Origin of the sequence: Lysobacter brunescens, from assembly GCF_042677005.1 — a bacterium.
Classification (GTDB): Bacteria; Pseudomonadota; Gammaproteobacteria; order Xanthomonadales; family Xanthomonadaceae; genus Lysobacter_I; species Lysobacter_I brunescens.
The window spans coordinates 226,972-250,347 of sequence record NZ_JBHTIF010000003.1 but is presented as its reverse complement, the minus strand read 5'-3'; the positions used below and the strand labels follow the sequence as shown (position 1 = coordinate 250,347).

24 protein-coding genes are annotated in these 23,376 nt (G+C 67.5%); 5 read left to right on the top strand and 19 right to left on the bottom strand.

Features of this window, described 5'->3' with window-relative positions:
- Positions 1-53 precede the first annotated feature (53 nt).
- Positions 54-1,244 (bottom strand): 23S rRNA (adenine(2503)-C(2))-methyltransferase RlmN, encoded by a 1,191-nt coding sequence (gene rlmN, locus ACFQ0E_RS15085; protein WP_386825184.1) that lies wholly within the window; start codon positions 1,242-1,244, stop codon positions 54-56.
- 28 nt (positions 1,245-1,272) lie between these two features.
- Positions 1,273-1,698 carry a nucleoside-diphosphate kinase gene (gene ndk, locus ACFQ0E_RS15080; protein ID WP_137851913.1) on the bottom strand — a complete coding sequence of 142 codons (426 nt, stop codon included), beginning with the start codon at positions 1,696-1,698 and terminating at the stop codon, positions 1,273-1,275.
- 275 nt (positions 1,699-1,973) lie between these two features.
- Between ndk and ACFQ0E_RS15075 the strand changes: the two genes are divergently transcribed.
- The 3 genes from ACFQ0E_RS15075 (at position 1,974) to ACFQ0E_RS15065 (ending at position 6,322) form a co-directional block, all read left to right on the top strand.
- Positions 1,974-2,603, top strand: a complete 630-nt coding sequence (locus ACFQ0E_RS15075; protein ID WP_386825181.1) for a TetR/AcrR family transcriptional regulator — start codon at positions 1,974-1,976, stop codon at positions 2,601-2,603.
- Between the two features lie 61 nt (positions 2,604-2,664).
- Positions 2,665-5,037 carry a 3-hydroxyacyl-CoA dehydrogenase/enoyl-CoA hydratase family protein gene (locus ACFQ0E_RS15070; protein WP_386825180.1) on the top strand — a complete coding sequence of 791 codons (2,373 nt, stop codon included), beginning with the start codon at positions 2,665-2,667 and terminating at the stop codon, positions 5,035-5,037.
- A 76-nt stretch (positions 5,038-5,113) separates the two neighbouring features.
- Positions 5,114-6,322 (top strand): acetyl-CoA C-acyltransferase, encoded by a 1,209-nt coding sequence (locus ACFQ0E_RS15065; RefSeq protein ID WP_386825178.1) that lies wholly within the window; start codon positions 5,114-5,116, stop codon positions 6,320-6,322.
- Positions 6,323-6,452: 130 nt separating this feature from the next.
- Here ACFQ0E_RS15065 and ACFQ0E_RS15060 read toward each other — a convergent pair whose 3' ends face one another.
- From ACFQ0E_RS15060 to cmk, 17 genes are all read right to left on the bottom strand, one after another.
- Positions 6,453-7,952, bottom strand: a complete 1,500-nt coding sequence (locus ACFQ0E_RS15060) for a GGDEF domain-containing protein (RefSeq protein ID WP_386825176.1) — start codon at positions 7,950-7,952, stop codon at positions 6,453-6,455.
- A 401-nt stretch (positions 7,953-8,353) separates the two neighbouring features.
- Positions 8,354-8,965 (bottom strand): hypothetical protein, encoded by a 612-nt coding sequence (locus tag ACFQ0E_RS15055; RefSeq protein ID WP_386825174.1) that lies wholly within the window; start codon positions 8,963-8,965, stop codon positions 8,354-8,356.
- Positions 8,966-8,970: 5 nt separating this feature from the next.
- Positions 8,971-9,489, bottom strand: a complete 519-nt coding sequence (locus tag ACFQ0E_RS15050) for a MauE/DoxX family redox-associated membrane protein (RefSeq protein ID WP_386825408.1) — start codon at positions 9,487-9,489, stop codon at positions 8,971-8,973.
- 5 nt (positions 9,490-9,494) lie between these two features.
- Complete coding sequence (locus ACFQ0E_RS15045; protein ID WP_386825172.1) at positions 9,495-10,370, bottom strand: SDH family Clp fold serine proteinase; 876 nt, start codon at positions 10,368-10,370, stop codon at positions 9,495-9,497.
- Positions 10,367-11,395, bottom strand: a complete 1,029-nt coding sequence (locus ACFQ0E_RS15040) for an ATP-grasp domain-containing protein (RefSeq protein WP_386825171.1) — start codon at positions 11,393-11,395, stop codon at positions 10,367-10,369. The genes ACFQ0E_RS15045 and ACFQ0E_RS15040 overlap by 4 nt, the downstream gene beginning before the upstream one ends.
- 97 nt (positions 11,396-11,492) lie before the next feature.
- Complete coding sequence (locus tag ACFQ0E_RS15035; RefSeq protein ID WP_386825169.1) at positions 11,493-11,720, bottom strand: hypothetical protein; 228 nt, start codon at positions 11,718-11,720, stop codon at positions 11,493-11,495.
- A 63-nt stretch (positions 11,721-11,783) separates the two neighbouring features.
- Entirely contained in the window at positions 11,784-11,969 is a 186-nt protein-coding gene (locus ACFQ0E_RS15030; RefSeq protein ID WP_386825168.1) for a hypothetical protein, read from the bottom strand.
- 219 nt (positions 11,970-12,188) lie between these two features.
- Positions 12,189-12,386 carry a hypothetical protein gene (locus tag ACFQ0E_RS15025; RefSeq protein WP_386825167.1) on the bottom strand — a complete coding sequence of 66 codons (198 nt, stop codon included), beginning with the start codon at positions 12,384-12,386 and terminating at the stop codon, positions 12,189-12,191.
- Positions 12,387-12,557: 171 nt separating this feature from the next.
- On the bottom strand, positions 12,558-13,856 hold the full coding sequence (locus ACFQ0E_RS15020; protein WP_386825165.1) for an NAD(P)/FAD-dependent oxidoreductase: 1,299 nt from the start codon (positions 13,854-13,856) through the stop codon (positions 12,558-12,560).
- Positions 13,857-13,882: 26 nt separating this feature from the next.
- Positions 13,883-14,779 (bottom strand): UTP--glucose-1-phosphate uridylyltransferase GalU, encoded by an 897-nt coding sequence (gene galU / locus ACFQ0E_RS15015; protein WP_386825163.1) that lies wholly within the window; start codon positions 14,777-14,779, stop codon positions 13,883-13,885.
- 78 nt (positions 14,780-14,857) lie between these two features.
- Complete coding sequence (locus ACFQ0E_RS15010; RefSeq protein ID WP_386825161.1) at positions 14,858-16,777, bottom strand: polysaccharide biosynthesis protein; 1,920 nt, start codon at positions 16,775-16,777, stop codon at positions 14,858-14,860.
- A 6-nt stretch (positions 16,778-16,783) separates the two neighbouring features.
- A complete protein-coding gene (locus ACFQ0E_RS15005) occupies positions 16,784-17,785 on the bottom strand; it encodes a hypothetical protein (RefSeq protein ID WP_386825159.1) in 1,002 nt (333 codons plus the stop codon).
- Positions 17,785-18,963 (bottom strand): lipopolysaccharide assembly protein LapB, encoded by a 1,179-nt coding sequence (gene lapB, locus ACFQ0E_RS15000; RefSeq protein WP_386825157.1) that lies wholly within the window; start codon positions 18,961-18,963, stop codon positions 17,785-17,787. Before lapB ends, ACFQ0E_RS15005 begins: the two co-directional genes overlap by 1 nt.
- 1 nt (position 18,964) lies before the next feature.
- Positions 18,965-19,270: a lipopolysaccharide assembly protein LapA domain-containing protein gene (locus ACFQ0E_RS14995; protein ID WP_386825155.1), complete on the bottom strand. Its 306-nt coding sequence runs from the start codon at positions 19,268-19,270 to the stop codon at positions 18,965-18,967.
- 184 nt (positions 19,271-19,454) lie between these two features.
- Positions 19,455-19,757 carry an integration host factor subunit beta gene (locus tag ACFQ0E_RS14990; RefSeq protein ID WP_137851901.1) on the bottom strand — a complete coding sequence of 101 codons (303 nt, stop codon included), beginning with the start codon at positions 19,755-19,757 and terminating at the stop codon, positions 19,455-19,457.
- A 126-nt stretch (positions 19,758-19,883) separates the two neighbouring features.
- Complete coding sequence (gene rpsA / locus ACFQ0E_RS14985) at positions 19,884-21,575, bottom strand: 30S ribosomal protein S1 (protein WP_386825152.1); 1,692 nt, start codon at positions 21,573-21,575, stop codon at positions 19,884-19,886.
- A 200-nt stretch (positions 21,576-21,775) separates the two neighbouring features.
- On the bottom strand, positions 21,776-22,477 hold the full coding sequence (gene cmk / locus ACFQ0E_RS14980) for a (d)CMP kinase (RefSeq protein WP_386825150.1): 702 nt from the start codon (positions 22,475-22,477) through the stop codon (positions 21,776-21,778).
- Between the two features lie 195 nt (positions 22,478-22,672).
- Between cmk and ykgO the strand changes: the two genes are divergently transcribed.
- Both ykgO and ACFQ0E_RS14970 read left to right on the top strand, forming a co-directional pair.
- The gene (ykgO, locus tag ACFQ0E_RS14975) at positions 22,673-22,798 is read left to right on the top strand and encodes a type B 50S ribosomal protein L36 (protein ID WP_010342887.1); all 126 of its coding nucleotides are present in this window, start codon (positions 22,673-22,675) and stop codon (positions 22,796-22,798) included.
- Positions 22,799-23,045: 247 nt separating this feature from the next.
- Positions 23,046-23,375 carry a hypothetical protein gene (locus tag ACFQ0E_RS14970; protein ID WP_386825148.1) on the top strand — a complete coding sequence of 110 codons (330 nt, stop codon included), beginning with the start codon at positions 23,046-23,048 and terminating at the stop codon, positions 23,373-23,375.
- Position 23,376: the final 1 nt, after the last annotated feature.

Sequence of the window (23,376 nt, the reverse complement as noted above, 5' to 3'; positions counted from 1 at the left end):
TTGCATCGACGACGCTCGCCGGAGCATCGTCGACGGTCTTGGCGGGAGGCGCATCACGCCGCATGCGCCGCCTCTGGATCCTCGTCGCCCGATGCGCGCCCCACGCGCGCTTCCAGCGACTTTCGGAATTCGGCCTGTCGCCGCGTCCGGTCCGCCACCTGGCCCTTGAGCTGGCCGCAGGCGGCATCGATGTCGTCGCCACGCGTACGACGGACCGGCGCGATCATCCCGGCATCGTTGAGCAACTTCTGGAAGGCGCGGATGACCGCGTCCTCCGGGCGCTCGTAACGCGTGCCGGGGAATGGATTGAACGGAATCAGGTTGACCTTGGCGGCGTCCTTCATCTGCACGGCGTTGTCGAACGCGCGCAGCAGGCGGACCAGTTCGCGCGCATGCTGCGGCTGGTCGTTGACGCCCTTCATCAGCGTGTACTCGAAGGTGACGGACTCGCCCTTCTTGCGCTTGGCGTAGCGCACGCAGGCGGCCATCAGCTCTTCGATGGGGTACTTCCTGTTCAGCGGCACCAGCTGGTCGCGCAGTTCGTCGTTCGGCGCGTGCAGCGACACCGCGAGCGAGACGTCGCTTTCCTGCGCCAGGCGATCGATCATCGGCACCATGCCGGCGGTCGACAGCGTGACGCGCTTGTTCGCCAGGCCGTAACCCAGGTCGTCGCGCATCACGCTCATGGCGCGCACGACGTTGTCGAAATTGGCCAGCGGCTCACCCATGCCCATCATCACGACGTTGGTGAGCTTGCGCTGCTTGTGCGGGATGTTCCCGAGGTGGCGCGCGGCGGTCCACACCTGGCCGATGATCTCGGCGGTGGACAGGTTGCGGTTGAAGCCCTGGGTCGCGGTCGAGCAGAAGGTGCAGTTCAGTGCACAGCCGACCTGCGAGGACACGCACAGCGTGCCGCGGCCCTTGTCGGGAATGTAGACGGTTTCGATGGCGTTCTTGCCATCCATGCCCAACAGCCACTTGTGGGTGCCGTCTTCGGAGGGCTTGTCGAACTGGATCAGCGGCACGCGCACTTCGGCGTGCGCTTCGAGCTTGGCGCGCAGCGCCTTGCCCAGGTCCGTCATCTGGTCGAACTCGGTGACGTGACGGTGGTGGATCCACTTCATGATCTGGTGGGCGCGGTAGCGCTTCTCGCCGAGAACCTCGGCGAAGAAGCGCTCCAGACCCTCGCGATCGAGGTCGAGCAGGTTCTGCTTGGCTGCGGTGTTTTGCACGACCTCGGTCACGGGGACTGCTTTCCTTCGACCGGCGGGATCAGCGCGGGCAGAGTTCGGTGGTGCTGAAGAAATACGCGATCTCGATCGCGGCGTTCTCCAGCGAGTCGGAACCGTGCACGGCGTTGGCGTCGATCGATTCGGCGAAATCGGCGCGGATGGTGCCCGGCGCGGCGTCCTTCGGATTGGTGGCGCCCATCAGCTCGCGGTTCTTGAGCACGGCGCCCTCGCCTTCGAGCACCTGGATCATCACCGGGCCGGAGGTCATGAACTCGACCAGCGCGTTGAAGAACGGGCGTTCGCGATGCACGGCGTAGAAGCCTTCGGCTTCCTTGCGCGACAGGTGCTTCATCTTCGCGGCGACGACCTTGAGGCCGGCCTTCTCGAAGCGGGAATAGATTTCACCGATGACGTTCTTGGCGACGGCGTCGGGCTTGATGATCGAAATGGTGCGCTCAAGCGCCATTGTGGATATCTCCAGGGGTCGTTCGGCCGCAGTCGCTGGGACCGGACCATAACATGAATGGGAAGGAAAAACCCGCGTGGGAACGCGGGTTTAGCCGATTCGGCTGCAGAGGATTCTAACCCGGTCGAGGGTCTCCTTGCATCCTTGTCGGCGATCACATTTCCAGCCGGTGTTTGCATCGCGGTCGATCCGGGGGTAGTCTCCGCAGGCGCTCAAACAAGCGTTTGATTCAGACCGGTCGCCGGGACGCGACACCGATCCCATGCGGAGGCGACATGAGCAAGGCCCAGTTCTCGACCAAGGAACGCATCCTCGACGCGGCGGAGACCCTCTTCGCCCAGTACGGTTTCGGCGGCACCTCGCTCCGCCAGGTCACCAGCCAGGCGGACGTGAACATCGCCGCGGTCAACTACCACTTCGGCAGCAAGGAGAACTTGGTCAACGAGGTTTTCCGTCGCCGGATGGACGAGATGAGCGGCCAGCGCATCGCCCTGCTGCAGGCGGCGATCGAGGCCGACCCCGCCGACCTTGACGGCATCCTCGCGGCCTTCGTCGAACCCCCGCTGGCCATGGCCCAGGACCGCCACGGCGGCGGCGCCTTCATCCGCGTGATCGCCCGGGCCTATGCCGAGAAGAACGACAGCCTGCGCCGGTTCCTGTCCGAGCAATACGGCCACGTGCTGCGCGAGTTCGCCAAGGCGATCGCCGGCTGCATGCCGGGCCTGAGCAAGGAGGAGCTGTACTGGCGACTGGACTTCCTCGCCGGCGCCCTGACCTACGCCATGGCCGATTTCGGAATGATCAAGCGCCCCGCCGGGGTCTCCGAGCAGGAGCACCGGCAGCGCGCAGCGCGCGAGCTGATCCGCTTCGCCGCCGCCGGCTTCAAGGCCGGCAAGGTCAACTGAGCGGGCGTCGACCCGACTTTTCTTCCCACGAAAATCCCACGTTATCAACAGGATACGGAACATGTCTCAGAAACCGCTTGTACGACGCGCCGCGGTGCTCGGCGCCGGCGTCATGGGTGCGCAGATCGCGGCCCACCTGACCAATGCCGGCGTCGACACGGTGCTGTTCGATCTCGCCGCGAAGGAAGGCGACCCGAATGGCGTCGTGCTCAAGGCGCTGGCAAACCTGGGCAAGCTCTCCCCCGCCCCGCTGGCCAGCAAGTCCCTCGCCGAGGCGATCACCCCGGCGAACTACGACAGCGGCCTGGACCAGCTGAAGGACTGCGACCTGATCATCGAGGCGATCGCCGAACGGATGGACTGGAAGCAGGACCTGTACAGGAAGATCGCCCCGTTCGTGGCCCCGCACGCGGTGCTGGCGAGCAACACGTCCGGCCTGGGCATCAACACGCTGGCGGAAGTGCTTCCGGAAGAACTGCGCCACCGCTTCTGCGGCGTGCACTTCTTCAACCCGCCGCGCTACATGCACCTGGCCGAGCTGATCCCGGCCCGCACCACCGACCAGGCGATCCTCGACGGCCTGGAGACCTTCCTGACCACCACCCTCGGCAAGGGCGTGGTGATCGCCAAGGACACCCCGAACTTCATCGGCAACCGCATCGGCGTGTTCTCGATCCTGTCGGTGATCCACCACACCCACGCCTTCGGCCTGGGCTTCGATGAAGTGGACGCGCTGACCGGCCCGCTGCTCGGCCGCCCGAAGTCGGCGACCTACCGCACGTCCGACGTGGTCGGCCTCGACACCATGGCTCACGTCATCAAGACGATGGCCGACACCCTGCCGAACGACCCGTGGCACCCGTACTTCAACGCCCCGGCCTGGCTGGGCGCGCTGATCCAGAAGGGCGCGCTGGGCCAGAAGACCGGCGCCGGCATCTTCCGCAAGGTCGGCAAGGACATCGTGGTCCTCGATCTGGAGAAGCAGGACTACCGCGCGTCCGATCGCGGCGCCGCGCCCGAGGTCGTCGAGATCCTGAAGACGAAGAACCCGGCCGAGAAGTTCGCCAAGCTCCGCGCCAGCGAGCATCCGCAGGCGAAGTTCCTGTGGGCCTGCTTCCGCGACCTGTTCCACTACAGCGCCTTCCATCTGGCCGACATCGCCGACACCGCGCGCGACGTGGACTTCGCGATCCGCTGGGGCTACGGCTGGCAGCTCGGCCCGTTCGAGACCTGGCAGGCCGCCGGTTGGACGCAGGTCGCGCAGTGGATCGCCGAGGACATCGCCGCCGGCAAGGCCATGAGCAGCGCGCCGCTGCCGGCCTGGGTGACCGACGGCCGCGCCGGCGTGCACGGCCCGTCCGCCAGCTTCAGCCCGGCCAAGGGCGCGGACGTGCCGCGTTCGTCCAACCCGGTCTACTGCCGCCAGCGCTTCCCCGATCCGCTGATCGGCGAGCGTTTCGCTCCCGGCGAAACCGTCTATGAAAACGACGGCGTGCGCCTGTGGCACGACGGCGACGGCATCGCGGTGTGCTCGTTCAAGACCAAGATGCACACGGTCAACAACCACGTACTCGCCGGCCTGCAGGAAGCGATCGGGATTGCCGAACGCGATTTCCGCGGCATGGTGATCTGGCAGCCGAAGGAGCCGTTCTCGGCCGGCGCCGACCTGGCCGGCGCGCTGGGCCTGCTGCAGGCGGGCGACGTGGCGGGCTTCAACGCGATGGTGGCGGACTTCCAGGCGACCAGCCAGCGGATCAAGTACTCGCTCGTCCCGGTGGTCGGCGCGGTGCGTGGCCTCGCCCTCGGCGGCGGCTGCGAGTTCCAGATGCACACCGCGCGCACCGTCGCGCATCTCGAAAGCTACATCGGTCTGGTCGAAGCCGGCGTCGGCCTGCTGCCGGCCGGTGGCGGCCTGAAGGAATTCGCGGTCCGCGCCTCGCAGGCCGCAGGCCCGGGCGGCGACGTGTTCGCCCAGCTCAAGCCGCTGTTCGAGAACGTGGCGATGGCCAAGGTCTCCGCCTCCGCGCTCGAAGCGAAGGAACTGGGCCTGCTGCGCAAGGACGACGTGATCGCTTTCCACGCGCACGAGCTGCTGCACATCGCCAAGCAGCAGGCGCTGGCGCTGGCCGAGTCCGGCTATCGCCCGCCGCTGCCCGCGCGTCGCGTGCAGGTCGCCGGCAACGTCGGCATCGCCACCTTCAAGATGATGCTGGTGAACATGCTGGAAGGCCGCTTCATCTCCGAGCACGACTACGAGATCGCGACCCGGATCGCGACCGTGCTGTGCGGCGGCGATGTGGATCGCGGCGCGATCGTCGACGAGGAGTGGCTGATCCGCCTGGAGCGCGAGCACTTCGTCGCGCTGGCGCAGATGCCGAAGACCCAGGCGCGGATCAAGCACATGCTCGAGACGGGCAAGCCCCTCAGGAACTGAGGTTCGTGAGCGGCCGCGCCGTACGCGCGGCACGCCCCCTCTCCTCATTCACGAATCTCGAATCCAGGAACACACCATGACCAAGATCGTTCAAGACGCCTACATCGTCGCCGCCACCCGCACGCCGGTCGGCAAGGCCCCGAAGGGCGCGTTCCGCAACACCCGTCCCGACGAACTGCTGGCGCACGCGCTGCGCAACGTGGTCGCGCAGGCGCCGGGCATCGACACCTCGCGCATCGACGACGCCATCATCGGCTGCGCGATGCCGGAGGGCGAACAGGGCATGAACGTCGCCCGCATCGGCGCCCTGCTCGCCGGACTGCCGAACACCGTCGCTGCGCAGACCATCAACCGCTTCTGCTCGTCCGGCCTGCAGGCCGTGGCGCTGGCCGCCGACCAGATCCGTCTCGGCAACGCCGACCTCATGCTCGCCGGCGGCACCGAATCGATGTCGATGGTGCCGATGATGGGCAACAAGGTCGCGCTGAGCCCCGAGGTCTTCGCGAAGGACGAGAACGTCGCCATCGCCTACGGCATGGGCATCACCGCCGAGAAGGTCGCCGAGGAGTGGAAGATCTCGCGCGAGGACCAGGACGCCTTCGCGCTCGCCTCGCACCAGAAGGCGATGGCCGCGATCCAGGCCGGCGAATTCAAGGCCGAGATCTCGCCCTACGAAGTGATCGCGCGCATTCCGGACCTCGCCGGCAACGCCATCAAGGTGAAGAAGAGCCTGATCGAAATCGACGAAGGTCCGCGTGCGGATTCCTCGATCGAAGGTCTCGCCAAGCTCAAGCCGGTCTTCCGCAACGGCATGTTCGGCGGCACCGTCACCGCCGGCAACGCGTCGCAGATGAGCGATGGCGCCGGTGCGGTGCTGCTGGCGTCGGAACAGGCGATCAAGGACTACGGCCTGACGCCCCTCGCCCGCTTCGTCAGCTTCTCGGTCGCCGGCGTGCGCCCGGAAGTGATGGGCATCGGCCCGATCGCCGCGATCCCGAAGGCGCTCAAGCAGGCCGGCCTGACCCAGGACCAGCTCGACTGGATCGAACTCAACGAAGCCTTCGCCGCGCAGGCGCTGGCGGTGATCCGCGACCTGGGCCTCGACCCGTCGAAGGTGAACCCGCTGGGCGGCGCGATCGCGCTGGGCCATCCGCTCGGTGCGACCGGTGCGATCCGCACCGCGACCCTGGTCCACGGCCTGCGCCGCCGCCAGCAGAAGTACGGCATGGTGACGATGTGCATCGGCACCGGCATGGGCGCTGCGGGCATCTTCGAAGCGCTGTAACCAGGACGAGCGTTCGGCCGGCATCGCATTTCAAGCCGGCAATCCAATCGAAAAACGCAAGCGAAACGACATCGGGCCGCAGGCATCGTCCTGCGGCCCGCGTCCATCCAGGACATTCAGCCGGCCATGATCACGCCGGCTCCGTCTCGCGCGGCGTGGCTTCTTCCTGCGCGAGCCGGTCGCGACCGCCGCGCTTGGCGACGTACAGCGCCGAGTCCGCACGCATCCAGAGGCTGTCGTAGTCGTCCTCGTCGTCGACCGTGGTCGAGATGCCGATGCTCATGCTCGGACGGATCTCGGTCGAGAACGGGTAGACGGAGGCGCGCACCGCCGAGAGCAGGCGCTGCGCGATGATCGCCGCGCCGGCATGATCCACGCCCGGCAGCAGTACGCAGAACTCGTCGCCGCCCAGCCTGCCGAGCAGATCGTTGGCGCTGAGTGCGCTCCGGCAGGCTTCCGCGACCTGAGCCAGGGCCTGGTCGCCCGCCGCGTGGCCGTGGTGGTCGTTGATCTGCTTGAGGTTGTCGAGGTCGAGCATCAGCATCGAGGCAGGCTGCTCGCGCATCCGCGACTGTCGGATCGCCTGTTGCGACAGTTCGACGAAGAAATGCCGGTTGTAGGCGCCGGTCAGCGCGTCGTGGATCAGCAATCGACGCAACTGCACGTTGTCTGCATACAGCAGCGGCACGGCCAGGCCGTAGTAGCTGGCCGAGGCCAGCGTGATCATGGCGAACTGCAGGGTCAGTGCGTGTTCGCCGAGCCCGAGCACGTAGACCTGGCCGACGATGCAGAGGTTGAACACACCGATCGACACCAGCGATTCCAGCGTCCCCTGGGTGTGCACGATCCACAGCTGCAACACGATCGCGATGAAGACGATGAACAGGAGCGGCTCGTTGTGCGGCGCGCGGGAGATCGCGTACAGGGCCAGGCAGGCAGTGCCCAGCGTCGCCGCGAGCTTCAGCGCATAGGCCGCAGGCGCACGCGGCGGACGCGGCAGGTCGTCGAAGGCATGCAGGCGGTGCGGCACCGGGATGCGCAGGCGCGTGGCCAGCGCACGGAAACCGAGCAGGGCCAGCGGGCCGAACGCCAGCAGGCCGGCGACATCGCCGATCAGCCAGGGCAGGATCATCGACCAGGTGTCCGCGCGATCGGCCATGCCTGCCAGGGTGGACACCCAGACGCCGGCGACCGCAGCGATCAGCGCCGCGACCACGCCGCCAAGCAGGAACACGCCGACGGTGCGCGCCAGCGAGGGCGCGGCATTGCGCGGGATCGACTGCAGCGTGGCGTGCGCCACGAGGCAAAAGGGCACGCAGTGCGCGAGCGCGAACAGGCTGCCGTAGAGCAGCATGCGATCCGGGGGGAAGTCGTGGCCGGTGCGCAGGAAGGTGAAGAATGCACCGATGAGGTTGGCGACCAGCAGTCCCGGCCATGCGCCGCGGCGGAACACGGCGAAGGCCGCGAAGCTGATCGCGGTCGGCGGAAACCAGAGGCTGGCCAGCGGACGATATTCCAGCATCGTGGCGGCGGCATTTGCGACCAGCCACAAGACCACGACGAACAGCCCCACCAAGGGCCAGGCCCACCAGACGGCGGGTCGCGCACGTCCGGAACGCCCGGACGTCATTGTTGCCCGCATTCCAGCCCCCTACGGCGTCGTCGGCACACAATCGAAAACAGCGTCCCGGCTGGAAAGTCCCGCGCTGCCTGCGCAAGGCTGCACGAGCATAGCGAGCGCCCTGCGGCCCTGCCACCGGCCGGACCACGCACGCGTTCAGGGTCCGGCGCCCCCAATCGGGAGGACATGCCGCCCGGCTTCGGCAGATGCAGCACTCAACCTGATGCGAATCAATGATTTAGACTGATGTTCGAACCGCGAACCGGCCGACCTCGGAAGGCGTCGAAGCGAAGAAGAGGCTGTGCCTTCATGTGGATTCGTCATGAGCGGCCCGCTCGGGCACCACGATCCACGCTCTCCGCCCGCCTCGACGCCGCCATGTCGAGTCGTGCGCGATCGGTCGTGCGCGATCAACCGACTTCGGCAGCGACCGCCTTGCCGACATCGGGCGGAGCCGATCCCCGAAGTCCTGACGCGAGCACTTCGCGCATCTGCGCATCGAAGCTGCTCCAATCGCCATCGCCGACGAAGCCGCTCGCCACCACGGTGCCGGTGTCGTCGACGAAGAGATAGAACGGCGCCGCATTGCGCGCATTGAGCCGACGCCGCACGCCGGGGCGGATCGACATGACATGGTCCGCGAGCGGCGTACCTTCAAAAAAGGCGCGGACGCGCCGTCGCGCACCGGCACCGAACAGCCACAGACCGATGCCGGATGCGGCGATGGCCGGATGCAGTTCGATCAATTCCAGGCGCCTGCGCCGGCAGTCGCCGCAGGCCGGCGACAGGAACACCAGCACCGCCGCGGCCCCGGACAGGCTCGCGCTGGACAGGACGGCGCCGTCGCCTTGCCTCCGTGCGGTGAATTCGGGGAGCGGCGCACCGATCGGGAAGGCCAGCGGCAGGCGATCGTATTCGCGTTGCTGCACGATGCCCGCCAGACGCAGCGTCAACAGCAGGTTGAGCACGACCAGGACGACGAGCACCGCCAGGACCACCCACAGCACGGCGGGCGACAGCATCGGACTCATTCTCCCGCCCGCGCGCGCAGCAACCACAGCGATTCCCGCATCCAGACAGTCGGCAGCACCAGGGCGATGCCGAGTCCGGCCAGCAGCAGGCGTTCCGGGAGCGCAGGACTGGTCGCCGGCGCGGCATGCCAGGTCCAGGCCGCAGCCGATGCGAACAGCGTGCCACGCAGCAGATCCGCGATGCCGACCTGGCGTCCACTGGCGCCGAAGCAGCTGCAGGCCAATGCTTCGCCGCGCGCGAGCGCCACGGCGATCACGCCGGCGAACACCGCGAACAGCATGGCCGCAGCGAGCGAAGCCATGCGCAGTCCGCCGCCGCCGAGCAGCATCGCAAGACCGATGCCCCACTCCACCACGACGATCAGCATGGCCCATGCGCCGGCCTGCGCCGAGAATCCGGGAAAGCCATCGGCGATGCTCTGCCGGAATGCGGCGAATCCCAGCGACTTGGCCATGGCCGCGAACAGCAGCGCCGACAGCACCAGCCATCGCGCGAGTTCGGCACCGGCTTCCATCCACGTCACGATGCGACCTCGGGATCGAAGGTCGACCAGCGGGGCATCGGCGTCCGGAAGTCGCGCTGGCGACGCAGGGCCTGCGTCGCGGTGAGCAGCGCCGCATCGAACCACGGCGACTCCTCGTCGCCGCGCGTCTCCGGGCCCACATGGCCGCGCAGGCCGCGTACCAGCGCCCAGGCCGCATCTTCCAGCGTCGGATCCGAGACCACCGGCAAACCGATACGCCGCAGGTCGTCGCGCGTCAGGGCATGGCTGTGCGAGTGGAAACCGTGCAGCAGCGTGTCGACGATGCGCGTCCGCATTTCGGCGGGCTGGTCGGCCATGTGTCGCGCGAGCAGTTCCTCGCCCATCGCCTGCACTTCCAGCGCGCAACGGTGGAACGAGGTGAGCGTGGTCGGAAAGATGCTGTGCGCGAGCGCCTGCAAGGCATGCGACTTCGCCGTCGCTTCGTCCAGCCCGAACCAGTCCTGCGTCATGCGCCAGAACTGGCGCAGGTCCTGCACCGACATCGACGAGGGGCCGCTCCCGCCGGCCTCAGCACTGAGCTGCGGATCGATCGGCGAGAAGATCGCCACCGGTCCGGCGACGATGCGATGCGCGGCGAGCGCCATCACCGTTCCTGCGGATTCGCAGAAATGCGGGACAACGAACACCACCTCGTCCGCGAATTCGTGGAGCAGCAACGCGATCCTGCGCGCGGCATTGGTGTCGCCTCCCCGGCACTGCACGACCACCTGCAGTCGCGGCACGCGACCGATCCCGCACAGGATGTCGTAGAGCGGCGGCAGCAGGTCGATGTCCAGCCGCGATGCGGCGAACACCAGGATCGGGCCACCGCCTGCGGTCTCGATCTCGCGCAGGCGCGCAAGCACGCTCATGCGCAGGCTCCAGCCATCGCATCCGTGCGCGCATCGGCGCCGGCGCGCAGGCAATCGGCCACGGCATCGAGCATGGCCAGTGCGGGCACGCGCTGTTCGACGAACAGGAACTGCCCGCCGGGATTGTTTTCCAGGAACACGTATTCGTCCTCATGGTCCACGATCAGGTCGATCGCGCCGTAGGTCAGGCCGTAGCTGTGCACGAAGGCGAGACAGCGGCGCTCGACCTCTTCGGGCAACCGCGCAGCCTCGTAGCGGACCGGCGCATCGTAGTTGCGGAAATCGACCCGTGTGCGCTCGTCGTCCTGCGAGTGGATGCGCGCAGCGAACAGGCGATTGCCGATCACGGTCGCGCGTACTTCGTGGCGTTTGGGCACGTGGCGCTGGAAGAAGCAGGGCAGCGCGCTCACCGCGTCGAGCATGCCCTCGTGCCCGGCCTCGATGCGCGTGGTGCCGATCCCGTGGGCCACCCGCTCGTCGTCTTCGACTTCATCGGCAGCCAGGAACGGCGATTCCATGGTCTTGAACACGATGTCGCCCCCCATGGCCTCGCGGAAGGCGAGCACAGCGGACTTGTCGTCGCTGATCAGGGAGGGGGGCACGCGGAAGCCCATGCGTGCGGCACGGGCGAGCTGCTCGCCTTTCCACTGCGCCGCGCGTACAGCCGACGGATGACTCATCCAGTAGGCCTCCAGGCCATGCAGCAGACCGGAAAGGATGTGCGAGGTCTCGCCGGTCGCGTAGGCGCGCTCCTGCACGCCGAGGTCGACCGCGAAGGCGAAATCGGCGGTCTTGCGCGTCCATACCGCGTGGATCCCGTCGACAAGGATGCGGCTGCCGTCGTCGCGGCGCGCGAGCATGCCGCACCAGCGCAGGCCGTCGAAGGCGAGATCGACCCTGTACTGCGCCGGGAATTCGTCGAGGTTGAGCCGGAAAGGCCGCTCGCCGCGGCGGAGAAGCCGTTCCTGGACGAGATCGGCGTGGATGTCGCCGCGATGGGTGACGATCAGGATGCGTGATTGCATGCGATGCGGGTCGTGCCTGGAAGTGAAGCGGAAAGACGTGCCCGGCGCTGCCGGGACGATGCAGAGGCGCGATCCGCGCCTCTGCACCTGAAACGCATCAGCACCAGTCGCCCTGGTCCTGACCCCACCACCAGCTGTCGTAGCGCAGGTTGCCCGGGTAGAGGTATTCGCTGCATCCACCCGCGACGGCAGCGCCTTCGCGCGCCTTCCACTTGCCATCGCCGGCCTGCCGTGCGTCCGCGCTCGCTGCCGGCTTGCTCGAAGCCAGCTTGAACGCGAACAGTGTCTTCTCGTTGTCCATGTCGTACGTGTCCTTGGCTGTCATGCGGTCGTTCTGGGTGATCCGATCAGGCGCGTCCCTGCGCCACGATGCGTCCTGCGCGCTCGATCAGCAGTAGACGCCGCGATCAGCGCCGTAGAGGGAGTGCGGATAGCGCACGTTGCCCGGGAAGCGATAGTCGGTGCAACCGGCGGCGGCAACGCCTTCCTTCGCCTTCCACTGCGCATCGGCCTGCGGCTGGGCGTTGTCCTTGGCGGCGAGCTTGAACGCGAAGAGATTCTGCTTGTTTTCCATGTCGACCTTTCCTTTCTGGATGGATTGAAGGCACCCGCGCGAACGCGCGGGCGTGGCGGATGCGACCGGCGCGTCTCCGACGCGCCCCCCTCCGCCGCGCGGCCGGCCGGATGCCGGACTGCGCTGGGACGCATCGGCCTGCAGGCCGGTGCGTCACGCGACCATCCATGGCCGCGCCGGCGCCGCCGCGAGGCAGGCCGGATAACGAAGAGGAGGGATTCAGCAGTAGAGACCGCGATCGTTGCCGAAGATCTGGCTGTACGAACGGACATTGCCGGGAAAACGATAGTCGGTGCACCCTGCGACGGCGACGCCGTCCTGGGCCTTCCATTTCGGATCGGATGCCTGCTGGTCCGGCCGGGCCTCGCGCGTGGCGTCGGCGAGGCGGAACGCGAAAAGAACCTGTTGCTTGTCCATCAATACACCTTCCTTGTCCATGGGGTGCGAGGATGCTGCTGACCGCATCGCCGGAATCGCTCCGGCCGATGCCTGACCGAGTGTACTCCAGAAGCTGCAGCCGTCAGGACCGCCTCAACGACAGGGAGGGTGCCGGTCATGCCGCCGGGACGACCGATGGTCGGGCCTGGCTCAGGCGCGGCGCGCGTCGTCGTGCAGATCGCGAAGGGCGTCACGCATCTCCAGCCACCAATAGGTCGCCTGTGCACCGATGAAGCCTGCCGGCTTCATCGCCGATACCAGCCCGTAGTCGGCGAACTCGCGCCAGCGCCCGTCGCCCTCGGCGATCGCCGCCGCCAGGATTTCGCCGGCAAAGGTCGTCGGCGCGACGCCATGGCCGCCGAAGGCCTGCGCGACCCACAGTCCGTCTTCGACCCGGGCGATCTGCGGCATCTCGTGCCGCGCATAGCTCATCAGGCCGGACCAGGCGAAATCGACGCGCACGTCCGCCAACTGCGGATAGACGTGCGCCAGATCGCGCAGCAGCAGTCGCTGCACTTGCGCGGGCGAACGGTCGAGGATGGAGATGCGGCCACCCCAGAGCAGGCGCGTATCTGGCAGCGGGCGGTAGTAATCGAAGGCGAAGCGCGTGTCATACACGGCAGCCTGCGTGCGCAGCACCGTCGACAGGCGGTCGCCCAGCGGCTCGGTCACCATCACGTAAGTCGCGATCGGCAGCACGGCGGCATCGACGTCGCGACGCAGCCCGGCCAGGTAGCCGCCGCAGGACAGCACGATCTGGCGCGCGCGAACCTCGCCCTCGGGCGTGCGCACGCGCCAGCCGGCGCCATCGCGGGACAGCGCGATGGCCGGAGACGCCTCGTGGATGCGTGCCCCCTGCCCCATCGCCGCGCATGCGACGCCATGCACGTATTTCAGCGGATGGAAATGGAAGGCATTCGGTTCGAACAGGCCATCGGCATAGCGATCCGTGTCGAGCAGTTCGCGCATCCGCTCGCGCGCGATCCACTGCCACTCCACGCCGAAATGCTCTGCGAGCAGGCGCTGGCGCGCATGCAGCACACCGGGATCGCGGAACCAGTTGGCCCAGATCACGCCCGCATCGACGAGATCGCAATCGATACCATGGCGACGACTGCGCGCGCGGATCAGGTCCACCGCTGCGACCGTGCCCGCATGCAGCGCCCGCGCGCGCTGCGGCCCGAGGTCGCGCAGCAGGTCGGCCTCGCCGCGCGAGAATCCGGAAAAGACGAAACCGCCGTTGCGACCCGACGCGCCATGGCCGATCCGCTCGGCTTCGAGCACGACGACATCGCGCACACCGCGCTCGCACAGGCCCAACGCGGTGTTCAGGCCAGCGAAACCGCCGCCGACCACGCAGACCTCGGTGTCGTGACGTCCCTGCAGCGCAGGCAGGCGCGCCACTTCGCCCAGCGTGGCCCGATAGAAGGTCGCGTCGCGATCCGTCATGTTGCGGTCCGGCATGGCCAGGCGCTTCAGTCGAGGTCGACGACGCCCAGCTCGCTCAGTGCGTTCTGCATCATCCCGCGTGCGGCATCGCTAAGCTTTTCGTGGTCCAGCGCGTAGCGGATCGTGGCCTCGATCAGGCCCAGGTGCGTCCCGCAATCGAAACGCGTGCCCTGGAAGCGGTAGGCGTGCACCGCCTGTTCCGCCAGCAGCGTGGCGATGGCATCGGTCAGCTGGATCTCGCCGCCCGCGCCCGGCGTGGTCTTCTCAAGGAGCTCGAAGATGCGTCCATCGAGCACGTAGCGCCCGACCACCGCCAGATTGCTGGGCGCGACCTCGGGCTTCGGCTTCTCGACGATGGCACGGATGCGTGCGCTGCGTCCGGCGAAGCCGTCGGTGGCGACGATGCCGTAGCTGCTGGTCTGTTCGCGCGGGACATCCTGGACCGCGATCACGCTGGCGCCACTGTCCTCGGCGGCGTCGGCCATCTGCTTGAGCGCGCCGTCGCCGCGGTTCCAGATCAGGTCATCCGGCAGCAGCACGGCGAAAGGTTCATTGCCGACGATGGGCTTGGCACAGAGCACCGCATGGCCCAGACCCAGCGCCTCGGCCTGGGTGACGAAGACGGCACGGACATGCGGCGGCAGCACGTTGCGGACCAGTTCCAGCTGCTCGGTCTTGCCGGATTTCTCCAGCTTCTGCTCCAGCTCGTAGGCCTTGTCGAAATAATCGGCAACCGCGTGCTTGTAGCGGTTGGTGACGAAGATCAGGGTGTCGCACCCGGCCTCGACGGCCTCGTCCACGGCGTACTGGATCAACGGCCGATCCACGATCGGCAGCATTTCCTTGGGCACGGTCTTGGTCGCGGGAAGGAAGCGGGTGCCGAGACCGGCCACCGGGAAGACAGCTTTGCGGATACGGCTCATGGAAGCTCGACGTCAGTGAATGCGGTGATGAGGTGCGCGCCTGTCGGCGCGCACCGAGCCAGCGTCGCGCGGGGCGGATCAGGTCCTGCGCGCGTTGCGGGCAGGAAATGCTACCACCGTGGCCTCCGCCGGCCGGGTTTCGTCGCTGGTCGGCGTGGGCACGAATTCGGGCACGGCTTCGCGGAGGAGCGACGCCATCGCCTCCAGATCGTAGGCCACGCAGGCCTTGCGCAGGCGAACGAGCGCTGCCGCCAGCGCTTCGGCGGGCACGTGACGCGGCTGTGCCTGCAGGATCTTCGGGTGCGACGTCGGCCGATAGCGCTCGTCGGCGTGGAACAGGGTTTCGTGCAGCTTCTCGCCGGGGCGCAGGCCGGTGTAGACGATGGCGATGTCGCGCCCGGGCTGCTTGCCCGCCAGGCGGATCATCTGCTCGGCAAGGACGCGGATCGAGACCGGCTCGCCCATGTCGAGCGTGTAGATCGCCTGCTGCGAGCCGATCGCGGACGCCTGCAGGATCAGCTGGCAGGCCTCGGGAATGGTCATGAAGAAGCGCGTGACTTCCGGATCGGTCACGGTGACCGGGCCGCCGCTGCGGATCTGCTCGCGGAACAGCGGCACCACGCTGCCGGCCGAATCCAGGACGTTGCCGAAGCGGACAGTGACGAAGCGCGTGGACCGCGGGTCGTCCATGCGCTGGCAGAGCATCTCGGCCAGGCGCTTGGTCGCGCCGAGCACGTTGACCGGATCCACCGCCTTGTCGGTCGAAATCAGCACGAAGCTGCCGACGCCCGCCTCGACGCTCTCCCGCGCCACGGTCTCGGTGGCGAGCACGTTGTTGCGCACCGCCTCGCGGAGTTGCTCTTCGAGCAGCGGCACCTGCTTGTAGGCGGCAGCGTGGAAGACGGCCTCGGGATTGCCGATCCGCAGGGCGTGACGGATGACCGCCGGGTCGCCGCAGTCGCCCAGCACCGACACGACCTCGATGCCCGGGAAATCCCGGCACAGGCGCATGCGGGTGGTGATCAGGGCCAGTTCGTCGATCTCGACCAGCACGATCCGGCTGGCGCCATGGCGCGCGCACTGGCGGCAGAGCTCGGACCCGATCGAACCACCAGCACCGGTGACCAGCACGCTGCGTCCACCCAGCCAGTCGCGCATCGCCTTCCAGTCGGGCACCACGGCCGCGCGACCGAGCAGGTCCTCGATCGCGACCTCCTTCAGCTCGCCCGGCATCGAGCGACCTTCGAGGATGTCGTTGAGCCTCGGCACCATGCGGAACGGCAGACCGGTCGACTCGCAGGCTTCGATGATCCGGCGCATGCGCTGCGCATCCAGCGACGGCATGGCGATCACCAGCAGCTTGGCTGCGGTTTCCGGCGCGATGCGCGCCACGTCATCGATCCGCCCCAGCACCGGCACCCCGTGCAGATGCGTGCCGCGCAGGCGGGCGGCATCGTCGAGAAAGCCGACAGGTTCGTAGGCGCCCGTACGCAGCAGGTCGCGGACCAGCGCATCGCCGGCACGGCCAGCGCCCAGGATCAGGACGCGCACGGCGGACTTGTCGCTGTTGATGAGGCCGTGGTCCTTCCACGAGCGGTACAGCAACCGGGGCGCGCCGAGCATCACGCTCAACACCAGCGGATACATGACCAGCGCCAGCCGCGAGGTCTGGTCCAGCCGGTTGTAGATGAACAGGGACAGGACGATGGCGAACAGGCCGATCAGGCTCGCCTTCACGATGTTGACGAGGTCGGGCACGCTGGCGAAGCGCCAGATGCCGCGATACAGGCCGACGTACCAGAACACCAGGCCCTGTGCGACCAGTACCAGCAGGGTCTCGGTCGACCACAGCGGCGGATGCGCGGCGTTGCCGACCATCGCGAAGCGCAGCTGGACCAGTCCGGTCCAGGACAGCCAGACCATGCACAGGTCGTGGAGGACGATGGCCGTGCGTGGCCACAGTCCGCCCATGCGATCGGTGAAAGCGGTCGTTCCCATGAATCCTCAGTTCGTCGTGGGGGTCGCGGACCGGACACGGAGAACGCGCCACAGACCGATCCCGGATACCAACCAGACCGACACCACCATTGCGATTTCCCTGCGCCCGCTGCCTGCGAGCCATGCCGCTCCGGAACATGCCACCAATGTCCACAAGGCAAAGGCGATGGTGACGGGCGGATGCCCACCCAATCGCCTCGCCCAGCGCTGGTAGACGTGCTGGACGTGTGGCGTCCACCACTTCTCGCCGCCGATGATGCGGGCCGACAGGGTCAGCCCGGCATCCAGCAGGAACGCACTCAAAGGCAGCAGGACCAGCGGCCATGCGGCTTCAGGCAACCGGTGCAGCGACATCGCCAGCAGCAGCGCCAATGCGTATCCAAGCGCCCCGCTGCCCACATCCCCGAGGAAGATACGCGCCTTCGGAAAGTTGAACGGCAGGAATCCAAAGATTGACGCGATCAATGCCAACCCAAGATGAACCAGCACGGCATCCGTACCTGCAAGAAATGCGAGGCCGGCGACGACCAGCGCAGCCTGCGTGGCGGCCAGGCCATTGATGCCGTCCATGAAGTTCCAGACATTGACCAGCACCAGCGCTGCACCGAACGCCACCAGGGCCGTCACGCCACCGCGCCCGGAGAGATAGACGCCGGCCATCAGCCACCCGGCGGCGAGCACGTGCACCGCCAGCCGCGACCACGGCGACAGCGGCCGGTGGTCGTCCACCCAGCCAATCCCGGCCACCAGGACCAGGCCGATGCCGGCGCAGGCCAGCAGCACGATCTCGTCGGGCCGCCGTGCGACCATCGCGACCATCGCGACCAGGAAGGCCAGCGCGATCGCGATCCCGCCACCGCGCGGCGTCGGCACGGAATGGCTGCGCCGCTCACCGGGCGCATCCAGAAGGCGGCTGCGCAGCGCATAGCCTCGTGCGATCCACGTCCCCGCCGCGCCGATGCCGGCGAAGATCAGGCACCAGAGCGCGAGTCCGGGCGTCCAGGTCATCACACCACCGCGTAGTTGAGCAGCGGCTTGACCGAACCCCACTCCTTGCAGCTCGGGCACTGCCAGTGGTGGCTGCGCGCACCGAAGCCGCAACGATTGCAGCGATAGCTCGGATTGCGGACCAGCAGCTGCTCGGTCACGTGCTTGAGGTCGTGCAGGGTCGCGGTCGGGTCGGTGCTGTCGGCCAGGCTCAGGTCGATCAGCGCCGCTTCGCCGCGCACCGAAGGCCGTTCCTTCAGCTGGCGCGCCAGATAGTCACGCGCGGCGTGGACGCCTTCGGTCGCCTCCACCAGGCGAGTCAGCGCCAGCACCGGCGCGATACCCCGGTAGTACTCGCACATCTGGGTCAGGAAGGCGCGGGCCCCGGTCGGGTCTCCGACCTTGTCGTAGCAGACCTGCAGCGGCGGCAGGATCTCCGGCAGGTAGTCGGGGTCGTGACGCGCGGCGCGCTCGAAGGCACGGATCGCGGCAGGATACTGTTCGGCATCGAACTCGATGCGCCCTTCCAGCATGCCCGCGCGCACCGAAGTCGAATCGGCTGCGTAGGCGCGTGCGATCGCGGCACGCGCCTGGTCCAGCTCGCCGGCCACGCGATGGCGCTCGGCCAGTTCGCACTCGAACTGCGCGATCAGCTTGCCCATCGGCTCGCCGGTGACCGCCTCGTAGCGGGACGCCTTCTCGATCGCCTGCTGCCAGTCGCGCTCGGACTGATAGATCCCGATGAGGTGTCGCAGCGCCTGCGGCGCGCGATCGTCCAGCTTCGCCAGATCGGTGAAGACGGTCTCGGCGCGATCGAGCAGGCCTGAGCGCATGTAGTCCTCGCCCAGCGCCAGCAGGGCCTGCACCCGCTGCTGGTCGTTGATGTCGGGGCGCTGCACCAGCCCCTGGTGCAGGCGGATGGCACGGTCGACCTCGCCCCGGCGCCGGAACAGATGGCCGAGCGCGACCTGGGTCTCGAAGGTGTCCTTGTCGAGCTCGGCGATATGCAGGAACAGCTCGATGGCCTTGTCCGGCTGCTCGTTGAGCAGATAGTTCAGGCCACGGAAGTAGGTGGTGGAGAGTCGGCTGACCTGGTGATCGCTGTGGCGTTCGCCGCCTCGGCGCCCGATGACCCAGCCAATCACGGCCGCCAGCGGAATCAGCAGGAAATACCAGAACCACTCAGAGATGAAGGCCATCTCAAGGCTCCGAAGAAGAAAGGGATGCGACGACCGGGGACGGTGTCGTCGAGGCCGCCGGGACAGCGATTTCGCCCGGCGGCGATGCGCGTCGCAGTTCGCGCCGCAGCGGCATCACCACCGCGACGACCATCGCCAGCCCGCCCAGCAGCACGCCGCACAGGACCGCGGCCAGGAGCAGTACGCCGAGCGCGGCTTCGATGCGCCAGAACCCCAGATCGACGGCGATCACGCCCGGATTGAGCGCACCCACCACCACGCCGAGGGCGAGGAACAGGAGGGCGATGAACGCTCGCAGTGGACGCATGCAGGGCCGCTGGGAAGAAAGGAGGAGGTCGACGCCGGCGCATGGCGGCAGCGCACGGTATTCAGTGTATGCCGCGAATACGGCGATGACGATGCCCGCGCACGGCCGTCATGACGACGGTCGCAGCCCAGCGGTCATCGGGGATGCAGGGGTGGCCGGTCGACAGGCTGGCCGAAACTCGCGATCAGTCTTCCGGCGGCAGGGGCACCACCGCGCTGACGCGGTCGCGAAGCTCCTTGCCAGGCTTGAAATGCGGGACATGCTTGCCCGGAAGGGCCACGGCATCGCCGGTCTTCGGGTTGCGGCCGGTGCGCGGCGGGCGGTAGTGCAGCGAGAAGCTGCCGAAACCGCGGATTTCGATGCGCTCGCCCTGCGAGAGGGAGCCGCCCATCATTTCCAGCAGCGACTTGACCGCCAGATCGACGTCGTCGGCCTTCAGATGGCTCTGACGCTGGGACAGGATCTCGATCAGTTCGGACTTGGTCATGAGGGGTACGCGATCCGGACAGGAGGAACAGGCAGGACGTACAGACGGAAAACTGCCGCCGTCCGGCGTTGCGGCGGCCCGGGACATCCCGGACCGCCGCATGCCGCAGAGCGGATGACGCGACGCTTACTCGGAGCGGTTTTCCAGCTGCTCGCGCAGCAGCGCGCCCAGCTTGGTGGTGCCGCTGGCGGCGTCGGCGGACGCCTTGGCGTACTCGGCCAGCGCTTCCTGAGTCTCAGCCTCGTCCTTCGCCTTGATCGACAGCTGCAGGGTACGGCCCTTGCGGTCCATGCCCACGAGCTTGGCTTCGATCTTGTCGCCGACCTTCAGGTGCTGGCTGGCGTCGTCGATGCGCTCGTAGCTGATGTCGCGCGCCGAGACGTAGCCTTCGATGCCGTCGCCCAGGTCGATGGTGGCGCCCTTCGAGTCGACTTCCTTCACGGTGCCCGAGACCTTCGAGCCCTTCGGGAACGAGGCCATGAACTGGCCGAACGGATCCTGCTCCAGCTGCTTCACGCCGAGGCTGATGCGCTCGCGTTCCGGATCGACGGCGAGGACCACGGCTTCCAGGGTGTCGCCCTTCTTGAAGTTGCGGACCACGTCTTCGCCGGTGGTGTTCCAGCTCAGGTCGGACAGGTGGATCAGGCCGTCGATGCCGCCGTCCAGGCCGATGAAGATGCCGAAGTCGGTGATCGACTTGATCTGGCCGGACACCTTGTCGTTCTTCTTGTAGATCGCCGCGAAGGTTTCCCACGGGTTGCTGGTGCACTGCTTCATGCCCAGCGAGATGCGGCGGCGCTCTTCGTCGACGTCGAGGACCATGACTTCGACTTCGTCACCGACCTGCACGACCTTCGACGGGTTGACGTTCTTGTTGGTCCAGTCCATTTCGGACACGTGGACCAGGCCTTCGACGCCCGGCTCGATCTCGACGAACGCGCCGTAATCGGTGACGTTGGAGACCTTGCCGAACATGCGCACGTTGGCCGGGTAGCGGCGGGCGATGTTGTCCCACGGATCCTCGCCCAGCTGCTTGAGGCCGAGGCTGACGCGGTTGCGCTCGCGGTCGTACTTGAGCACGCGCACTTCGAGTTCCTGGCCGACTTCCACCACTTCGGACGGATGGCGCACGCGCTTCCACGCCATGTCGGTGATGTGCAGCAGGCCGTCGATGCCGCCGAGGTCGACGAACGCACCGTAATCGGTGAGGTTCTTGACGACGCCCTTGAGCTTGGCGCCTTCGACCAGCTTCTCGAGCAGCTGCTCGCGCTCTTCCGAATGCTCGCTCTCGACGACGGCGCGGCGCGAGACAACGACGTTGTTGCGCTTGCGGTCGAGCTTGATGAGCTTGAATTCGAGTTCCTTGCCTTCCAGGTACACCGGGTCGCGGACCGGGCGCACGTCGACCAGCGAACCGGGCAGGAACGCGCGGACGTCCTTGATGTCGACGGTGAAACCACCCTTGACCTTGCCGCTGATGCGGCCGGTGATGGTTTCGTTCTTTTCCAGAGCTTCTTCGAGCTCGTCCCACACCATGGCACGCTTGGCCTTGTCGCGGGAAAGAACGGTTTCGCCGAAGCCGTTTTCGAGGGAGTCCAGCGCCACCTTGACGACGTCGCCGACGGCAACGTCGATCTCGCCGGCTTCGTTACGGAACTGTTCGATCGGCACGATGCCTTCGGACTTCAGGCCGGCGTTGATGACCACCACGTCGGTGCGCACATCGACGACGACGCCCGAGACGATCGAGCCGGGCTTGAGCTTGGCCAGGTTCGCGGCCGCGCTCTGTTCGAACAATTCTGCAAATGATTCGGTCATGGGTTGAATACTCTGTTGATGACACAGACCGGAGCGCCGACGATGCGGTGCGGGGCCGGTCCACCCGTTGGGGCCGTGGCGGGATTGCCGTTGGCCGTAGGAGTGAGATATGGAAACACCGCCGCACCACCGCTTGCGCGGTGGAGTGCGACGGAACCTGTAGCCTGCTGCGCGAAAAGCCGCTCGGCGAAGAGCGCAGGTCAGGCGCGTGCGGCGGAGACGACGGCCAGCACGCGTTCGACCACCGCATCGATGCCGAGGCCGGTGGTGTCGATGCAGACGGCGTCTTCGGCCGGTCGCAAGGGCGCCACCGCGCGATTGGCATCGCGGGCGTCGCGGGCGAGGATCTCCCGCAGCAGGTCGTCCAATGTAACGGAAACCCCCTTGTCTTTCAACTGCTTATACCGCCTGTCGGCTCGCTCCTCGGGGCTGGCGGTGAGGAAGACCTTGTGCAGTGCGTCGGGGAAGATGACCGTGCCCATGTCGCGACCGTCGGCCACGAGGCCAGGGGGGCGCCGGAACGCACGCTGGCGCTCGCGCAGGGCGGCACGGACCTCGGGCACGGCGGCGATCGCCGAGGCGGCGGCGCCGGCGGTCTCGGTGCGCAGCTCGTCGGTGGCGTCGACTCCGTTCACGATGACCCGCAGCTCGCCGGCGGCATCCTCCTCGAAGCCGATGTGGGCATCGAAGGCGCAGCGGATCAGGGCGCCGGGGTCGGCCAGGTCCAGCCCGGCCCAGCCGGCGGCGACGCCGACGCCCCGGTACAGCGCGCCGGAGTCCAGGTAGTGCCAGCCCAGTCTGGCCGCGACCAGCCGGCTGATCGTGCCCTTGCCCGCCCCGGACGGGCCGTCGATGGTCAGGACGGGAACGGCGGAGGCCTGGGCGTTGACGGAATCGGGCATGGACGGCTCGCTGCGGGCGTGGGGATGCGACATTCTACCCGCCGCACCGCCCCCGCCCGGCATGCATCCGCTGCAAGCGATTGATCGGCCTTGCTTTCCCGCGCGAGGCACGGCAGAATGCCGGGCTGTTTTACGGTGCAACCCACCGCTTCACCCTTCCCATCCACATTCAACCGCGTTATCGCCGAGGTTTCCATGAAGGTCTTGTCCTCCCTGAAGTCGGCGAAGGCCCGTCACCGCGACTGCAAGGTCGTTCGCCGCCGTGGCAAGGTCTTCGTGATCTGCAAGTCGAATCCGCGTTTCAAGGCGCGCCAGCGCTGATACCGGATCGTCGCGGATCGCGCCGTCGGCACGATCGACAGCGACAGGCGGAACGGCTACAAGCCGTTGCGCCGGCACCCTGCAAAGGCCGCCTCGCGCGGCCTTTGTCATGTCCAGCCCCCGCCACGCGGAGCACCAGCGGCCACGTGGCGGATTCGTGAACGCGGTGCGCCTGCACCGCCGCGATGCGCTTACAATCGCTGCGCCGCAAGTCCCGCCCATCCGCATCCGTTCGAGGAGGTCCCCCATGCGTCTTCTCCCTGCCGCCCTGGTCGTCGCCGCGCTCTGCGCCGCCGCACCCCAGGCCTTCGCCGACAGGCTGCTGATCGAACGCGTGCAGAGCGAGGCCGGAATGACCCTGCCCGCCCGCGGCATGCGCATGGCCGAGGTCGAGCGCAAGTTCGGCGCACCGACCCAGCGCATGGATCCCCGCGGCGGCCAGAAGCGCCAGTGGCCGGCGATCAATCGTTGGACCTACCCGAATTTCGTCGTCTATTTCGAGAAGGATCGCGTCATCGACGCGGTCGCCATCCGCGCCGGCAGCAACGAAGTCGGCCCGAAACCTCCGATCAAGTAAT

What these genes read in the sequence shown, in the direction of transcription:
- ndk (WP_137851913.1), bottom strand. Translation starts at nt 1,698, where the DNA reads ATGGCGCTTGAGCGCACCATTTCGATCATCAAGCCCGACGCCGTCGCC.
- ACFQ0E_RS15075 (WP_386825181.1), top strand. Translation starts at nt 1,974, where the DNA reads ATGAGCAAGGCCCAGTTCTCGACCAAGGAACGCATCCTCGACGCGGCG.
- ACFQ0E_RS15070 (WP_386825180.1), top strand. Translation starts at nt 2,665, where the DNA reads ATGTCTCAGAAACCGCTTGTACGACGCGCCGCGGTGCTCGGCGCCGGC.
- ACFQ0E_RS15065 (WP_386825178.1), top strand. Translation starts at nt 5,114, where the DNA reads ATGACCAAGATCGTTCAAGACGCCTACATCGTCGCCGCCACCCGCACG.
- ACFQ0E_RS15060 (WP_386825176.1), bottom strand. Translation starts at nt 7,952, where the DNA reads ATGACGTCCGGGCGTTCCGGACGTGCGCGACCCGCCGTCTGGTGGGCC.
- ACFQ0E_RS15055 (WP_386825174.1), bottom strand. Translation starts at nt 8,965, where the DNA reads ATGCTGTCGCCCGCCGTGCTGTGGGTGGTCCTGGCGGTGCTCGTCGTC.
- ACFQ0E_RS15050 (WP_386825408.1), bottom strand. Translation starts at nt 9,489, where the DNA reads ATGGAAGCCGGTGCCGAACTCGCGCGATGGCTGGTGCTGTCGGCGCTG.
- ACFQ0E_RS15045 (WP_386825172.1), bottom strand. Translation starts at nt 10,370, where the DNA reads ATGAGCGTGCTTGCGCGCCTGCGCGAGATCGAGACCGCAGGCGGTGGC.
- ACFQ0E_RS15040 (WP_386825171.1), bottom strand. Translation starts at nt 11,395, where the DNA reads ATGCAATCACGCATCCTGATCGTCACCCATCGCGGCGACATCCACGCC.
- ACFQ0E_RS15035 (WP_386825169.1), bottom strand. Translation starts at nt 11,720, where the DNA reads ATGACAGCCAAGGACACGTACGACATGGACAACGAGAAGACACTGTTC.
- ACFQ0E_RS15030 (WP_386825168.1), bottom strand. Translation starts at nt 11,969, where the DNA reads ATGGAAAACAAGCAGAATCTCTTCGCGTTCAAGCTCGCCGCCAAGGAC.
- ACFQ0E_RS15025 (WP_386825167.1), bottom strand. Translation starts at nt 12,386, where the DNA reads ATGGACAAGCAACAGGTTCTTTTCGCGTTCCGCCTCGCCGACGCCACG.
- ACFQ0E_RS15020 (WP_386825165.1), bottom strand. Translation starts at nt 13,856, where the DNA reads ATGACGGATCGCGACGCGACCTTCTATCGGGCCACGCTGGGCGAAGTG.
- galU (WP_386825163.1), bottom strand. Translation starts at nt 14,779, where the DNA reads ATGAGCCGTATCCGCAAAGCTGTCTTCCCGGTGGCCGGTCTCGGCACC.
- ACFQ0E_RS15010 (WP_386825161.1), bottom strand. Translation starts at nt 16,777, where the DNA reads ATGGGAACGACCGCTTTCACCGATCGCATGGGCGGACTGTGGCCACGC.
- ACFQ0E_RS15005 (WP_386825159.1), bottom strand. Translation starts at nt 17,785, where the DNA reads ATGACCTGGACGCCCGGACTCGCGCTCTGGTGCCTGATCTTCGCCGGC.
- lapB (WP_386825157.1), bottom strand. Translation starts at nt 18,963, where the DNA reads ATGGCCTTCATCTCTGAGTGGTTCTGGTATTTCCTGCTGATTCCGCTG.
- ACFQ0E_RS14995 (WP_386825155.1), bottom strand. Translation starts at nt 19,270, where the DNA reads ATGCGTCCACTGCGAGCGTTCATCGCCCTCCTGTTCCTCGCCCTCGGC.
- ACFQ0E_RS14990 (WP_137851901.1), bottom strand. Translation starts at nt 19,757, where the DNA reads ATGACCAAGTCCGAACTGATCGAGATCCTGTCCCAGCGTCAGAGCCAT.
- rpsA (WP_386825152.1), bottom strand. Translation starts at nt 21,575, where the DNA reads ATGACCGAATCATTTGCAGAATTGTTCGAACAGAGCGCGGCCGCGAAC.
- cmk (WP_386825150.1), bottom strand. Translation starts at nt 22,477, where the DNA reads ATGCCCGATTCCGTCAACGCCCAGGCCTCCGCCGTTCCCGTCCTGACC.
- ykgO (WP_010342887.1), top strand. Translation starts at nt 22,673, where the DNA reads ATGAAGGTCTTGTCCTCCCTGAAGTCGGCGAAGGCCCGTCACCGCGAC.
- ACFQ0E_RS14970 (WP_386825148.1), top strand. Translation starts at nt 23,046, where the DNA reads ATGCGTCTTCTCCCTGCCGCCCTGGTCGTCGCCGCGCTCTGCGCCGCC.